General features: G+C 70.2%; 10 protein-coding genes and 1 rRNA gene. 4 read left to right on the top strand and 7 right to left on the bottom strand.

Going from position 1 to position 15,383, the window contains the following annotated elements; genetic code table 11:
* Positions 1-67: 67 nt before the first annotated feature.
* The 4 genes from LE548_RS35780 to LE548_RS35765 all read right to left on the bottom strand — a co-directional run bounded on the left by LE548_RS35780 (position 68) and on the right by LE548_RS35765 (position 4,572).
* Entirely contained in the window at positions 68-805 is a 738-nt protein-coding gene (locus LE548_RS35780; protein ID WP_225101194.1) for an MIP/aquaporin family protein, read from the bottom strand.
* Between the two features lie 335 nt (positions 806-1,140).
* Complete coding sequence (locus LE548_RS35775; protein WP_225101193.1) at positions 1,141-2,793, bottom strand: GGDEF domain-containing protein; 1,653 nt, start codon at positions 2,791-2,793, stop codon at positions 1,141-1,143.
* A gap of 145 nt (positions 2,794-2,938) precedes the next feature.
* Positions 2,939-4,129, bottom strand: a complete 1,191-nt coding sequence (locus LE548_RS35770) for a lipid-transfer protein (RefSeq protein ID WP_225101192.1) — start codon at positions 4,127-4,129, stop codon at positions 2,939-2,941.
* A complete protein-coding gene (locus LE548_RS35765) occupies positions 4,126-4,572 on the bottom strand; it encodes a Zn-ribbon domain-containing OB-fold protein (protein WP_225101191.1) in 447 nt (148 codons plus the stop codon). Before LE548_RS35765 ends, LE548_RS35770 begins: the two co-directional genes overlap by 4 nt.
* Positions 4,573-4,728: 156 nt before the next feature.
* On the opposite strand from LE548_RS35765, the gene LE548_RS35760 reads away from it, so the two are divergent.
* A complete protein-coding gene (locus LE548_RS35760) occupies positions 4,729-5,265 on the top strand; it encodes an NUDIX domain-containing protein (protein WP_225101190.1) in 537 nt (178 codons plus the stop codon).
* Positions 5,266-5,275: 10 nt separating this feature from the next.
* Here LE548_RS35760 and LE548_RS35755 read toward each other — a convergent pair whose 3' ends face one another.
* Positions 5,276-7,636 (bottom strand): TIM-barrel domain-containing protein, encoded by a 2,361-nt coding sequence (locus tag LE548_RS35755; protein WP_225101189.1) that lies wholly within the window; start codon positions 7,634-7,636, stop codon positions 5,276-5,278.
* A 214-nt stretch (positions 7,637-7,850) separates the two neighbouring features.
* Between LE548_RS35755 and LE548_RS35750 the strand changes: the two genes are divergently transcribed.
* Both LE548_RS35750 and LE548_RS35745 read left to right on the top strand, forming a co-directional pair.
* Positions 7,851-9,818: an acetoacetate--CoA ligase gene (locus LE548_RS35750; protein WP_225101188.1), complete on the top strand. Its 1,968-nt coding sequence runs from the start codon at positions 7,851-7,853 to the stop codon at positions 9,816-9,818.
* 126 nt (positions 9,819-9,944) lie between these two features.
* A complete protein-coding gene (locus LE548_RS35745; RefSeq protein WP_225101187.1) occupies positions 9,945-10,838 on the top strand; it encodes a hypothetical protein in 894 nt (297 codons plus the stop codon).
* 95 nt (positions 10,839-10,933) lie between these two features.
* On the opposite strand, the gene ptsP is transcribed toward LE548_RS35745, so the two are convergent.
* Entirely contained in the window at positions 10,934-12,604 is a 1,671-nt protein-coding gene (ptsP, locus tag LE548_RS35740; protein WP_225101186.1) for a phosphoenolpyruvate--protein phosphotransferase, read from the bottom strand.
* A 78-nt stretch (positions 12,605-12,682) separates the two neighbouring features.
* A complete protein-coding gene (locus tag LE548_RS35735; protein ID WP_225101185.1) occupies positions 12,683-13,132 on the bottom strand; it encodes a PTS glucose transporter subunit IIA in 450 nt (149 codons plus the stop codon).
* A gap of 628 nt (positions 13,133-13,760) precedes the next feature.
* Here LE548_RS35735 and LE548_RS35730 point away from each other — a divergent pair.
* Positions 13,761-15,286 (top strand): 16S ribosomal RNA (locus LE548_RS35730).
* Positions 15,287-15,383: the final 97 nt, after the last annotated feature.

The raw sequence follows: 15,383 nt of genomic DNA, 5'->3' as shown, positions 1-15,383 counted from the left end.
TCGCTGGGTCGGGAGGACGCGCACGGGGCGCGGAGCTGGGTACGGGAAGGCGTACGGGAAACGGGGGTCAGAAGGCCGCGCGGTAGAGGAGCCCGGCGAGCGTGCCGCCGATCAGCGGGCCGACGACCGGGATCCAGGCGTAACCCCAGTCGGACGTGCCCTTGTTGGGGATCGGCAGGAAGGTGTGCACGATGCGTGGGCCGAGGTCGCGGGCGGGGTTGATGGCATAGCCGGTGGGGCCGCCGAGGGAGAGCCCGATGCCGACGACGAGCAGGGAGACGATCAGCACGGTGGTGCCGGACTCGCCGAGCCCCTTCGTCAGCCCGAAGGCGAGGACGGGCAGGACGAGTGCCATGGTCGCGATGATCTCGGTGATCAGGTTGGCGACCGGGTGCCGGATCTCCGGGACGGTCGAGAAGATGCCGAGGGTGGGCACCGGCTCGTCGGCGGTGCTTTCCTCGCGGACGTTGGCCTGGAACTGGGCGAGGTACACCAGATAGGCGAGTACGGCGCCGATCATCGCGCCCACGATCTGGCCCAGCAGATACACCCAGACCTTGCCCCACTTGCCGGTGTCGACGGCGATGCCGAGGGTCACCGCGGGATTGAGCTGGCCGCCGGAGAGCGGAGCCGCGGTGTAGGCGCCGGCGAGGACCCCGAAGCCCCAGCCGAAGGCGATGACGACCCAGCCCGCGGACCGCGCCTTGGAGTGCCGGAGGGTGACGGCGGCGCAGACACCGGCGCCGAACAGGATCAGTATCGCGGTGCCGATGACCTCGCCGACGAAAATGTGCCCGTTGCTCATGGCGGCTCCCTTGGCGCAGGGGGGCGAGTAGCCCCGGCCCTGTCGTGCAGGAACGGTTCCCTTGGCGACTACGGCCGAAGGCAGGGAAGGCCCCGCGCCCCGCCCGGCGTCCGTGACGAGCGTGCCGTCGCAGCCGCGATCGCCGGGAGGGACCGGCCGTGGAGCAGGACAGACCCCTGGCACAGTGCCTGATAACGCCGAGAATGTACGGCGATGTCGGCCGACACCGGGAAGTGTTCTCCGGTGCTCCGGGGGCGTCAAGGCTGCCGACGGCGTCGGTGACACCGGCGCACCACCCGGGCGGACGTCTCAACGGCCGTATACCGAGGTGTCGTTCACCACCCCGGCTCGCCGGCCGCACACCCGGCCTGCGCCGCAGCCGCCCCCGTGCCGCCGCGCCGGACCTCGTGACCGGCGGCCCCGGCGCGCCCGAGCACCCAGCTCGCGCCGCGCAGTGCCTTGGCCGCCTTCTTCAGCGGGGCGAGGTGGGCGGCGGCCTGGCGATGGTCGCCCACGCTGCCCGGCGTGCACACGACGGTCGCGAGGGAGAGCGTGACCTGCCGGTCGGCCGCCGACCAGGGTGCGTCGAGCACGGTGGCCACCAGCGGATCGAGCGCCTCCTCGTCGGCCAATACCAGAAAGTCGTCCCCGCCGATGTGCCCCACGCGCGCGTGCCCCACGACCGCCTGCTGCAGCGCGCGGCCCACCGACCGGATCAGCTCGTCGCCCGCGGCGAACCCGGCACCGTCGTTGACCTGTTTGAAGTGATCGATGTCCAGCCAGCTGAGCGCGAACGTCCGGCCGTCGGCGATCCACCGGTCGACCTCGGTCGTGATCGTGTCCGAACCGGGCAGCCGGGTCAGCGGATTGAGCCCGGCCGCCTCCTCGACCCGGCTCTCGGCCAGCGCCCGCACCAGGTCCGCGAGCCGTACGACGCCCACGCACCGGTCGTGCGCGTCGACCACCGCCACATCGTCGGAGGTCCGGTCCGGGCCGCCGATCGCGACCACGTCCAGCACCTCCCAGGCGGTGGCGTCGACACCGACGGTGCGGGGCGCGTCGCCCAGCTTGAAGGCGGGCCGGTCGGCGTACAGGGCGTGCCCGTACCGAGCGGACATCGACAGCAGGAAGCGCGAGCGGTGCACCGACCGCACAGGACGGCCGGCCTGGTCCACCAGCAGCACACCGGAGACGTCCGGCGACCCGGTCAGCAGCCCCCGCACCTGCCCCGCCGAGGCGGTCACCGGCAGTACGGCGGCCGGGCGCACGAACTCCCGCACCGACAGCCCGGAGCGGGGCACACCCACGGCACCGGGGGAGCGGGGCGGAACGTATACGTCCGCCGCGGGGATCCGGGCCGGCGGCGCGAACAGCTCGCCCTGGGCCAGCTGTGCACCGGCCGACAGCGCCGCCGCACACTGCAGTTCGGTCTCGACCCCCTCCACCGCGACCAGGGCGCCCAGCTCCTCGCACAGCGTCCGCATGGCTCGCACCGCGGCCGGCCGGGTCAGTAGCGAGGCGTCGAGCTTGACCAGGTCGGGGGAGAGGTCGGTGAGCAGCCGAAGCGGTACGTCACCGTCCCCGATGCCGTCCGCGCTGATCCGGAAGCCCTGTTCGCGCAAGGAGGCCACCGCCTCCAGCAGCGCACGCTGCGGCACGTGCGTGTAGGGCGGGACCACGTCGAGCGTCACCTCCCAGGGCAGCCGTCCTGCCGCGCGTACGGCGTCGTACAGCGGGGTGAGGCCGCCGAGGTCGGCGAGCGTGGCCGCGAACACGTTCAGGTGCAGCGGCAGCAGCGTCTCCTTGTGCGTCGCCGCGCGCAGTGCCAACACCGTGAGCCTGCCGTCGAGTTCGGGATCGCGACGGGCCTCGGCGAGGATGTCCCCGGTCTCCGGGCGGGCGAGTGTCTCCAGTGCGGTGACCGCGCCCGTCATCAGATTGACCACCGGCTGGAAGGCGAAGCGGAGAGTGTCCGTCCAGGAGTGCACGGGAGCATGATGGCGCTGCCCGCGTACGCCCAGGCGCAGTTCATGAGAGATTCACGCAGCATTCCGGGACGATCACCCAGCGTGGACAACCTCATTGATCACTTGCGCACCACCAGCCCCGTATACATTCCCTCCGGCAGACCGGTCATCTCACGGCGACCACCGCCGATCCGTGCCCGAACAGCCCCTGGTTGGCGGTGATCCCCACCCGCGCCCCGGCGATCTGACGGTCGCCCGCGGTGCCCCGCAACTGCCAGGTCAGCTCGCAGACCTGGGCGATGGCCTGGGCCGGCACAGCCTCCCCGAAGGAGGCGAGTCCGCCGCTGGCGTTGACGGGTATACGCCCGCCCGGGGCCGTCACACCCTCCCGCAGCAGCTTCGCGCCCTCGCCCTCGCCGCACAGCCCCAGATCCTCGTACCACTGCAACTCCAGCGCGGTGGACAGGTCGTAGACCTCGGCAAGAGAAAGATCCTCGGGACCGATGCCCGCCTCCTCGTAGGCGGCGCGCGCGATGGACGCGCGGAACGTCTCACCGGGGGGCTCCACCGTGACCGCGGAGTCCGTCGCGATGTCCGGCAGGTCCAGCACCGTGTTCGGGAAGCGCGGGGTCACCGTCGACACCGCGCGGATCCGCACCGGCCGCTCCAACCCGTGCCGGTGCGCGAACCCGACGCTGGAGAGCACCAGGGCCGCGGCGCCGTCGGAGGTGGCGCAGATGTCGAGCAGCCGCAGCGGATCGGCGACCACCGCGGATGCGGCGACCTCCTCGGCGGTGACCCGCTTGCGGTAGCGGGCGTACGGATTGAGCGCTCCCATGGCGGCGTTCTTCACCTTGACCTGCGCGAAGTCCTCCGCCGTATCCCCGTGCACCGCCATCCGCCGGCGCGCGTACAAGCCGAAGTACGCCGGGTTCGTCGCGCCCAGCAGCCGGAACCGGAGCCAGTCCGGTTCGTCGGGCCGGTCCCCGCCCGCGGGCCGGAAGAACCCCTTGGGCGCGGCGTCGGCCCCCACCACGAGCACGACCTCCGCGAGCCCCGCGAGGATCTGCGCCCGCGCGGCGGCGATCGCCTGCGCCCCGGACGCGCACGCCGCGTACACGCTCGCGACCCGCGCCCCCTGCCAGCCCAGGGCCTTGGCGAAGGTCGCTCCCGCCACATACCCGGGATATCCGCCACGCACCGTGTCCGCGCCCACGATCGAGCCGATGTCCCGCCAGTCGACACCGGCGTCCACCAGCGCCGCGCGGGCCGCCGCCGTCCCGTACTCCACGAAGGAGCGCCCCCACTTGCCCCACGGGTGCATGCCCGCGCCGAGCACCGCCACGTCCACCGTCACACCCTCACCCCCGTCGGCCGCCAGTGCCAGATCGTCCAGGTCGTCTCCGCGTCCTCGTGCAGCACGCCGGGGACGACCTCCACCTCCATGCCCACCGCCAGATCGGCGACGGTGATCCCGGCAGCCGCCTGCCCGAGCACCACGATCCGCTCGGCCGCCAGCTCCACCGCGATCAACGCGCGAGGCTCCCACGGAAGTTCCGGATTGCTCACATAGGGTGACGGTGGCCGATATCGGCTGTCCGTGTACGACCAGATGCGCCCCTTTCGAGACAGGGGTACCTCCTCCAGCGGGCCGCCCGCGCAGTGCGGGTTGCGGCAGTGGGCGTCCTCGCGCGGGAAGAACACCGACGCGCACGACGAGCACCGCGTGCCCAGCAGCCGGAAAGCCTCCCCCTCTCCGCCGAACCACCCGTCGACCGCGGGTGTGCGTGTGCGCGGCAAGGCCCCTCCCCGGCTGTAGATCTGACAGAGCGTCAGAAGTGTGCCACGGGCAACGGGAAATGGGCAGGGCGGCGCATGACACGGTGAAGTCGCTCATCGGCGGCGACTGAGCAACCTTTGGAAGATGTCCCTCCGCTGATCGGATACAGTCCGCGCGTGTCCGAAACTCAGCACTCAACTTCCAACTCTGCACCGGGCTCGCACTGTTCGAGCTGCGGAGCGCCCTATGGAGAGGGCGTGACCGGCTGGCCGCGCACCTGCCCGACCTGCGGGACCGTCGCCTACCGCAACCCGCTGCCGGTCGCGATCGCACTCCAGCCCGTGTACGACACCCAAGGCACGGCCCTGGTCGTCATCACCCGTACCGTCGCCCCCGCACGCGGGGGCACGGCCCTGCCCGGCGGCTACGTCGACGACCGCGAGGACTGGAAGCAGGCCGTCGTCCGCGAGCTCAAGGAGGAGACCGGCATCGACGCGGCCGCTCGCGACGTGCGGCTCGTGGACGCCATGAGCTCGCCCGACGGTCACCTGCTGCTGTTCGGACTCCTCCCCGAACGGCCGGCCGACGGGCTGCCGCCCTCCGGCCCCACGGACGAGACCGAGGGCTGGCAGATGCTGCGCCGGCCCGAAGAACTCGCCTTCCCGCTGCACACCGTGGCCGTGCGGGCCTGGTTCGAGGGCCGGTACGGCTGAATCGTCCCGCTCAGCCGAGCCCCCGTACCCGCACCGGGTAGGGCGGCTCACCGGAACCGTCCTCCCGCTCCCGGGTGACCACCACCTCCCGGCCTTGCCGGCGGGCGACATAGCGTTCCGTCTCCGGTTCGTCCCACCCGTCGCCCGCGTCCGGTACGACCAGACCGCCCCCGGTCCGGCCCCGCGCGGGCGCCCACACCTCCAGCTCCGGACTGCCGTCGGCGCCCCGCACCGGAAGGACCGCACCCGCGCGCGCGAACACCGGTATCCGCGACAGCGGTGCGTCCACGAGCACCTGCGCCGGCCCCTCGAACGCCTCCTCCGTCACCGTGTCGTACCAGCGGCCCCGCGGCAGCTGCACCGCACGCCGGTCCGCACCCGGGTCCAGCACCGGGGCGACCAGCAGACCGTCCCCGAGCAGAAACGCGTCCTCGCAGTCGCGCAGCGCCCGGTCCTCCGGAGCCCCCCACCACAGCGGCCGCACATAGGGAGCGCCGGTCCGCCGGGCCAGATGCGCCAGCGTCATCCAGTACGGCCGAAGCCGCTGCCGCTCACGCAACGCCACGCGCGCGTGCTCCAGCACCTCGGCACCGAACTCCCAGGGCTCCCTGCGCCCCGCCCGCAGACTCGCGTGCGTGCGGAACAGCGGCAGATACGCGCCGAGCTGGAACCACCGCAGATACAGCTCCGGCGACGGACTGCCGTCGAACCCCCCCACGTCCGGACCCGAGTACGGCACCCCGCACAGCCCGAGCCCCAGCACCAGCGACAACGACGCCCGAAGCCCCGGCCAGCCCGTCGCCACGTCCCCCGACCAGGTCCCCCCGTAGCGCTGCATCCCCGCCCAGCCCGAGCGCGAGAACAAGAACGGCCGCTCCTCGGGCGACAGCTCACGCAGGCCCTCGTAGCCCGCCCGGGCCATGCACAAGGCGTACACGTTGTGCGCCTCCCGATGGTCACCGCCGCGCCCCTCCAGGTCGTGCCGGGCCGACCGGGGCAGGGTCGGCTCGCCGAAGGCGTTGAACGATGTCGGCTCGTTCATGTCGTGCCAGAACCCCGCGAAACCCTGATCCAGCCGCTCCGCATAGAGCCCACCCCACCACTCACGCACGCGCGCGTGCGTGAAGTCCGGGAACACCGACTCACCGGCCCACACCACACCCCGCACCTCACGCCCGGACGCGTCCCGCACGAACGCGTCCCGCGCCGAACCGCTGCCGTACACCGCGTTGCCCGGCGCCGCCTTCACCGCCGGATCGACGATCGACACCAGCCGGACGCCGTCCCGGCGCAGCTCCTCCGCCAGCACCGGCAGCTTGGGGAACCGCTCCTGGTCGACGGTGAACACCTGGTGCTCGTCGTAGTGGTCGATGTCCAGGTGCACCGCGTCCAACGGAAGATCGCGCTCCTGGTAACCCGCCACGATCCGGCGCACCTCCTGCTCGCTGCCGAAACCCCAGCGCGCGTGATGGTGCCCGAGCGCCCACGCCGGTGGCAGCGCGGGCGCCCCGGTCAGCGAGGCCCACGTGTGCAGCACGCGCGCGGGAGTGCCCACCATCACCCAGCAGCGCAGCGGACCGCCGTCCATCCGCACCTCGCAACGCCCCGCCCGGTCATGCCCGGACCCGGCACCCTCCTCGCCCTCCCGCAGCACCACCGTGCCGTCCCACGTGGTGTCGTGGAACACCAGATGCGTGCCGGCGTCCGCCACCACGAGCTGCACCGGCATGGTCAGATACAGCGGATCGGTGCCGGGCCCGAACGCCCGGCCCGGATCTGTGTTCCACAGCCGGTACGCGCCCTCCCGCAGCCGCGGCCCCGACGCCCGCCCGCCCAGACCGAAGAACCGGGCGTCCGCCGCCACCTCCGACCGCTGCATCCACCGCGCCGTACCCCCGCCGACCGGCTCCCACCAGCGCGGCGGCAGATCCCGCCGCAGCATCACCCCGCCCGGCGTGCACACCTCGACCGCACCGTGCCGCGAGACGACGACCGTCACACGCTCGGCGACCACCCGCCAGCCACCGTCCTTGTCCGGCTCCAGCACCGCCCGCGGATCCGGCTCCGGACAGCGCCCCGCCAGCGCGTACGACGGCTCCGGGCCCGCCCCGTCCCAGCCCCAGAACACCGCCCCGTTCACCGCGACCGTGATCCGCAGCTCCGACCGGCCGAACCGGATGACACCACCCCCGGGCCCCGGCTCCACGCCCTCCACCTGTCCCGGGACCCGCGCCCGCTCGGTCCCCCGCCGCGGCAGCCCGGCGGCGTCGATCCGCCTCCTGCGCCACGCGGCCCGTACGGTACGCAACCCCCGAACCGCTCTCCCCGCACCGACCACACTCACCGAACGCACCAGGTCACGACCGTCCATGCTGCTCACCCTGCCACTGAGCGCCCCACGCGCGCGTGTCGTTCAACTGCCGTTCACCCGTGCCGGGACCACATCTTCACGAGCGGGACTATGTGGGGCGCGCCCTGGTGCTGAAGTCGATCACATGGCATCGTCCCTGTCAGCCGCGTCACGCGCACACCCCAGCACGTGCGCGGACCGACGCCCACGACGCGCACAGCCCGGGAGCCGCCCCATGTCGACCGCGAACCCCCAGCCACTCTGGCAGCCCGATCCCGACCGGATCGCCCAGGCCCGCATCACCCAGTTCCAGGCATGGGCCGCCGCACACCACGGCGCCCCCGCCGACGGCGGCTACCCCGCCCTCCACCAGTGGTCCGTCGACCAGCTCGACACCTTCTGGAAAGCCGTCACCGAGTGGTTCGACGTACGCTTCTCGACCCCCTACGCGCGCGTGCTCGGCGACCGCGCGATGCCCGGCGCCCAGTGGTTCCCCGGAGCCACCCTCAACTACGCCGAGCACGCCCTGCGCGCCGCCACCGACCGCGGCGACGAACCCGCCCTGCTGCACGTGGACGAGACCCACGAACCGCGCCCCGTGACCTGGACCGAACTGCGCCGCCAGGTCGGCTCCCTCGCCGCCGGACTCCGCGCCCTCGGCGTCCGCCCCGGCGACCGCGTCAGCGGCTACCTGCCCAACATCCCCGAGGCCGTCGTCGCCCTGCTCGCCACAGCCGCCGTCGGCGCCGTCTGGACCTCCTGCGCCCCCGACTTCGGCGCCCGCAGCGTCCTGGACCGCTTCCAGCAGGTCGAACCCGTCGTCCTGTTCACCGTCGACGGCTACCGCTACGGCGGCAAGGATCACGACCGCCGCGAGACCGTCGCCGAACTGCGCCGCGAACTGCCCACCCTGCGCGCCGTCGTCCACATCCCGCTCCTCGGCACCGAGGCACCCGAAGGCGCCATGGACTGGGCGGCCCTGACCTCGGCCGACACCGAGCCCGTCTTCGAACAGGTCCCGTTCGACCACCCCCTGTGGGTGCTCTACTCCTCCGGCACGACCGGCCTGCCCAAGGCCATCGTCCAGTCCCAGGGCGGCATCCTCGTCGAACACCTCAAACAGCTCGGCCTGCACTGCGACCTCGGCCCCGAGGACCGTTTCTTCTGGTACACCTCGACCGGCTGGATGATGTGGAACTTCCTCGTCTCCGGCCTCCTCACGGGCACCACGATCGTCCTGTACGACGGCAGCCCCGGCCACCCCGACACCGGCGCCCAGTGGCGCATCGCCGAACGCACCCGCACCACCCTCTTCGGCACCTCGGCCGCCTACGTCATGGCCTGCCGCAAGGCCGGCGTCCACCCCGCACGCGACTACGACCTGGCCACCGTGAAGTGCGTCGCCACCACCGGCTCGCCCCTGCCGCCCGACGGTTTCCGCTGGCTGCACGACGAGGTCCGCGACGACCTCTGGATCGCCTCCGTCAGCGGCGGCACGGACGTCTGCTCCTGCTTCGCCGGAGCCGTACCGACCCTGCCCGTGTACACCGGCGAACTCCAGGCCCCCGGCCTCGGCACCGACCTGCAGGCCTGGGACCCGAGCGGCAAGCCCGTCATCGACGAGGTCGGCGAGCTGGTCGTCACCAACCCCATGCCCTCCATGCCGATCCGCTTCTGGAACGACCCCGACGGCAGCCGCTACCACGACAGCTACTTCGACACCTACCCCGGCGTCTGGCGGCACGGCGACTGGATCACCGTCACCGCACGAGGCACCGTGATCATCCACGGCCGCTCCGACTCGACCCTCAACCGGCAGGGCGTCCGCATGGGCTCGGCCGACATCTACGAGGTCGTCGAGCGCCTGCCCGAGATCAAGGAATCCCTCGTCATCGGCGTCGAGCAGCCCGACGGCGGCTACTGGATGCCGCTGTTCGTGCAGCTCGCACCCGGCGCAGCCCTCGACGAGGCGCTCCTGAACCGGATCAAACAAGCCATCCGTGAACAGCTCTCCCCGCGCCACGTGCCCGACGAGGTCATCGAGGTGCCCGGCATCCCGCACACCCTCACCGGCAAGCGCATCGAAGTCCCCGTCAAGCGCCTCCTGCAGGGCACCCCCCTGGACAAGGCGGTCAACCCCGGATCCGTCGACAACCTCTCCCTGCTCGGCTTCTACGAGGACCTCGCCCGCAAACGCGCCTGACCGGACCCCTCCCCACCTGCGCGAAACGACCGCACCACGCGCCCTCCGTCCACCGGCGGCACCCCGTTGTCAGTGCCGCCGGTTACGGTGAGTGAGCATTGATCGACCGCGCACTTTGGGGGAAACATGGCGCACACCGACCACCAGACCATGCGACGCGTCCTGCGCCGCGAGATCGCCGGCACCATCGGCCTGCTCACCGACGAACACGACTTCCGCGCCATGCGGCGCTACCGCAGCTTCACCTTCGACGACCACACCGCCTACCTCCAGCAGGTCGAAGCCGTCCTCAAGGCGCGCGCCGCCCAGGGCAGCCACACCACCCTCGCCCTGTTCGACCCCGAGGACTATGCCGCCTACTGCGCGGACACCGGCCTCGACCCGGAAGCCGCGACCAGCCGCACCAGGTTCACGGCCGAACTCGCGGCCACCGGCCCCACCATCGCCTACGACGGCCGCCCCCTCGCCACGCTCGTACCGGCCCTCGTGGACGAGGCCGTACGCCAGGCCACCTGGGAGTACGCCACCACCCTCCTGTCCCGCCTCGGCCCCTGCCCCACCTGCGGCGAGGACATCGGCAGGGCCGCCTTCACCCGCGCCTCCGACCTCCTGGTCCGCATCCTCGACACCGCACGGCCCGGCGACCGGCACCTCGTGATCAGCGTCTCCGGCCCACCGGACACCCTCGTATCCGTCCTGCACGCCGACCAGGACGGCCCTGGCGCCACCCGCCTCGACGAGGCCGAAGCCCTGGAATTCACCAGCGTCCTCGCGCTCGGCCTCGCCACCCGCAGCCCCGGCGGACTCGTCATCCGCACCAGCCACCCCGGGACACCCGACCGCGTCCACGGCTGGCGACTGCGCACCGGCAACCTCGAACCCCTCACCGCCGCCGAGGTGTTCGACGCCTACTGCACCGACGCCGAATCCGGCGACCTCATCTCCCCGGAGTCCGGCGTCGACTACTGCGAACCCCCCGACCTCGGAGAGGCGACCACCACCCCGGGCCACCGGCACTGACCGCACCCGCATCGCACCGCGAACGCGTCAAGGGCGCCCCACCCAAGGCGGGACGCCCCTGAAACCCGGCACACCGGACCCGGCTGCCGCTACGGCTACTCGCCGGACAGCACCGCCTGAGCAGCGCTGCGCGCCTCCTCGGCGCTGTCCGCCGCCCGCGCGGCCGCCGCGGCCCGCTCGCACTGCGCCAGCGTGTACTTCGCCAGCGTCGCCCGGACATACGGAATCGACGCCGACCCCATGGACAGAGAGGTGACACCCAGACCGGTCAGCACACAGGCCAGCAGCGGATCCGACGCGGCCTCACCGCACACACCACAGCTCTTGCCCTCGGCCTTCGCCGCCTCGGCGGACAGCGCCACCAGATCGAGCAGCGCCGGCTGCCACGGGTCCTGCAGCCGCGACACCGCGCCCACCTGACGGTCGGCCGCGAACGTGTACTGCGCGAGGTCATTGGTCCCCAGCGACAGGAACTCGACCTCCTGCAGGATCGAACGCGCCCGCAGCGCCGCCGACGGGATCTCCACCATCGCGCCGAACTTGGCCCGCAGCCCCGCCTCACGGCAGGCGTCCGCGAACGCCTTCGCGTCCGCGCGGTCCGCCACCATCGGCGCCATGACCTCAAGGTAGACGGGCAGTCCCTCGGCGGCCTTGGCCAGCGCCCGCAGCTGCGTACGCAGGATCTCCGGGTGGTCCAGCAGCGTCCGCAGACCCCGCACACCCAGCGCGGGGTTCGGCTCGTCGGAGGGAGTCAGGAAGTCCAGTGGCTTGTCCGCACCCGCGTCCAGCACCCGCACGACCACACGGCCCTCGGGGAACGCCTCCAGCACCTGCCGGTAGGCCTCCACCTGCTTCTCCTCGGAAGGAGCGTTCTTGCTGTCGTCCAGGAACAGGAACTCGGTACGGAACAGACCGACACCTTCGGCCCCGGCTTCCACCGCGGCCGGCACGTCAGCCGGCCCGCCCACGTTGGCCAGCAGCGGCACCTTGTGACCGTCCGCCGTCGCGCCCGGCCCGGTCGAGGCGGCCAGTGCAGCCTTGCGCTCCGCGGCCGCGGCCGCCAGCTCGGCCTTCTTCGCCTCGCTCGGGTTCACGAAGATGTCGCCGGTGCTGCCGTCCACCGCGATCACCGTGCCCTCGGCCAGCTCACCGGCACCCGGCAGCGCCACCACGGCCGGCACACCCAGCGCCCGCGCCAGGATCGCGCTGTGACTGGTCGGCCCGCCCTCCTCGGTCACGAAACCGAGCACGAGAGTCGGGTCCAGCAGGGCGGTGTCGGCAGGAGCCAGGTCCCGCGCCACGAGCACATACGGCTGGTCGCTGTCCGGAACGCCCGGCATCGGAACGCCCAGCAGCCGGGCGACGATACGATTCCGCACGTCATCCAGGTCGGCCACCCGGCCGGCGAGGTACTCACCGGCACCGGCCAGCAGCTCGCGGTACGCCGCGAACGCGTCGTACACGGCACGCTCGGCGGTGCTGCCGACGGCGATCCGCCGGTCCACGTCGGCCATCAGCTCGGGGTCCTGCGCCATCATGGCCTGTGCCTCAAGCACGGCCTGGGCCTCGCCTCCCGCCAGATTGCCGCGCGCCATCAGGTCGGCGGCGACGGCGTCCACGGCCTGGCGGGCCCGCCCCTGCTCCCGCTCGGCCTCTTCCATGGGAATCTGCTTGGTCGGCGGCTCCAGCACCGCCGTACCCATGTGCCGAACCTCGCCGATGGCCACGCCATGGCTCACGCCCACGCCTCGCAGCGTTGCTTCCATCTCACCCGTCTCCGATAGTGCGGCAGGTCCCGCCGCCGCAGTGGTTGTCCTGAACGCCACCCTGGGGCGGCACTGCCGTCAGTTCCAGGCGAAGAGGCTGTCGCCGGCCTTCACGTCACCGTTCTCTCGGACGTCACCGAGGGACTCGGCCGTGGCTTCGAGCGCGACGACGGGGCAGACGGGGGATTTTCCGGCGTCCTCGACGGCCGCGGGGTTCCAGCGCACGACGGCCTGCCCGCGCGCCACGGTGTCGCCCTTGCTGACGAGCAGCTCGAAGCCCTCGCCATTGAGCTGCACGGTGTCGATGCCGAGGTGGGTGAGCACGCCGTGCCCCTCTGCGTCGACGACGACGAACGCGTGCGGGTGCAGCGAAACGATGACGCCGTCCACCGGGGCCACGGCCTCGGAGGGCTCGCGAACGGGGTCGATGGCGGTACCCGGGCCGACCATGGCCCCGGAGAAGACCGGATCCGGCACAGCGGCCAGTCCGATGGCGCGTCCGGCAAGAGGGGACGACACGGTGGTCATGGGAAGCCTCCCAGGAGTGGAGCTGCTTACGGGCCGTCACTGCATGTCCCTGACGGCACTGAGCAGCAGCGTATGTCATAGGAAGTTGGGGTTCCGTATGGAAGCTACCAGCTAGTGGTCTAGACCACCACCCCGGCGGATTTGCACCGCCTTCAAGGCTCCGTGTACAGTCGTACTCCTGCTTGGGGCGGAGCGACGTGAAAGCGTCAACGCCCGGCAGCACCCAAACTCGTCGGATCCTATCTCTGGATCTCCTTCTGCATGTCCGCAGGAGGGTGGTCAGAGAGACGGAAAAACCCTGATAGAGTTTGAAACACCGAAGGGAAGCCCGGAGGAAAGCCCGAGAGGGTGAGTACGAAGGAAGCGACCGTTCCTTGAGAACTCAACANGAAACACCGAAGGGAAGCCCGGAGGAAAGCCCGAGAGGGTGAGTACGAAGGAAGCGACCGTTCCTTGAGAACTCAACAGCGTGCCAAAAATCAACGCCAGATATGTTGATACCCCGTCCGTCGGAACATTCCGATGGTCGAGGTTCCTTTGAAATAACACAGCGAGGACGCTGTGTGCGAGAGGATCATTCCTCCTCTCGCACCGCTCTCGTGGTGTTCATCCCGATCACGGGAAAACATTCACGGAGAGTTTGATCCTGGCTCAGGACGAACGCTGGCGGCGTGCTTAACACATGCAAGTCGAACGATGAAGCCCTTCGGGGTGGATTAGTGGCGAACGGGTGAGTAACACGTGGGCAATCTGCCCTTCACTCTGGGACAAGCCCTGGAAACGGGGTCTAATACCGGATACGAGGTTCGCAGGCATCTGTGAACCTGGAAAGCTCCGGCGGTGAAGGATGAGCCCGCGGCCTATCAGCTTGTTGGTGAGGTAATGGCTCACCAAGGCGACGACGGGTAGCCGGCCTGAGAGGGCGACCGGCCACACTGGGACTGAGACACGGCCCAGACTCCTACGGGAGGCAGCAGTGGGGAATATTGCACAATGGGCGAAAGCCTGATGCAGCGACGCCGCGTGAGGGATGACGGCCTTCGGGTTGTAAACCTCTTTCAGCAGGGAAGAAGCGCAAGTGACGGTACCTGCAGAAGAAGCGCCGGCTAACTACGTGCCAGCAGCCGCGGTAATACGTAGGGCGCAAGCGTTGTCCGGAATTATTGGGCGTAAAGAGCTCGTAGGCGGCTTGTCACGTCGATTGTGAAAGCCCGAGGCTTAACCTCGGGTCTGCAGTCGATACGGGCTAGCTAGAGTGTGGTAGGGGAGATCGGAATTCCTGGTGTAGCGGTGAAATGCGCAGATATCAGGAGGAACACCGGTGGCGAAGGCGGATCTCTGGGCCATTACTGACGCTGAGGAGCGAAAGCGTGGGGAGCGAACAGGATTAGATACCCTGGTAGTCCACGCCGTAAACGGTGGGAACTAGGTGTTGGCGACATTCCACGTCGTCGGTGCCGCAGCTAACGCATTAAGTTCCCCGCCTGGGGAGTACGGCCGCAAGGCTAAAACTCAAAGGAATTGACGGGGGCCCGCACAAGCGGCGGAGCATGTGGCTTAATTCGACGCAACGCGAAGAACCTTACCAAGGCTTGACATACACCGGAAAGCATTAGAGATAGTGCCCCCCTTGTGGTCGGTGTACAGGTGGTGCATGGCTGTCGTCAGCTCGTGTCGTGAGATGTTGGGTTAAGTCCCGCAACGAGCGCAACCCTTGTTCTGTGTTGCCAGCATGCCCTTCGGGGTGATGGGGACTCACAGGAGACCGCCGGGGTCAACTCGGAGGAAGGTGGGGACGACGTCAAGTCATCATGCCCCTTATGTCTTGGGCTGCACACGTGCTACAATGGCCGGTACAAAGAGCTGCGATACCGTGAGGTGGAGCGAATCTCAAAAAGCCGGTCTCAGTTCGGATTGGGGTCTGCAACTCGACCCCATGAAGTCGGAGTCGCTAGTAATCGCAGATCAGCATTGCTGCGGTGAATACGTTCCCGGGCCTTGTACACACCGCCCGTCACGTCACGAAAGTTGGTAACACCCGAAGCCGGTGGCCCAACCCCTTGTGGGAGGGAGCTGTCGAAGGTGGGACTAGCGATTGGGACGAAGTCGTAACAAGGTAGCCGTACCGGAAGGTGCGGCTGGATCACCTCCTTTCTAAGGAGCACTTCTTACCGAGTTCGCTCGGTCAGACGCCAGTACATCGGCGAACGTCCGGTGCTGGTTGCTCATGGGTGGAACGTTGATTATTCGG

The sequence above is a fragment of the Streptomyces sp. CoH27 genome (assembly GCF_020181035.1).
GTDB lineage: Bacteria > Actinomycetota > Actinomycetes > Streptomycetales > Streptomycetaceae > Streptomyces > Streptomyces camelliae.
Note: the sequence above shows the minus strand (reverse complement) of the source record. Positions and strands in the feature narration are given on the sequence as shown.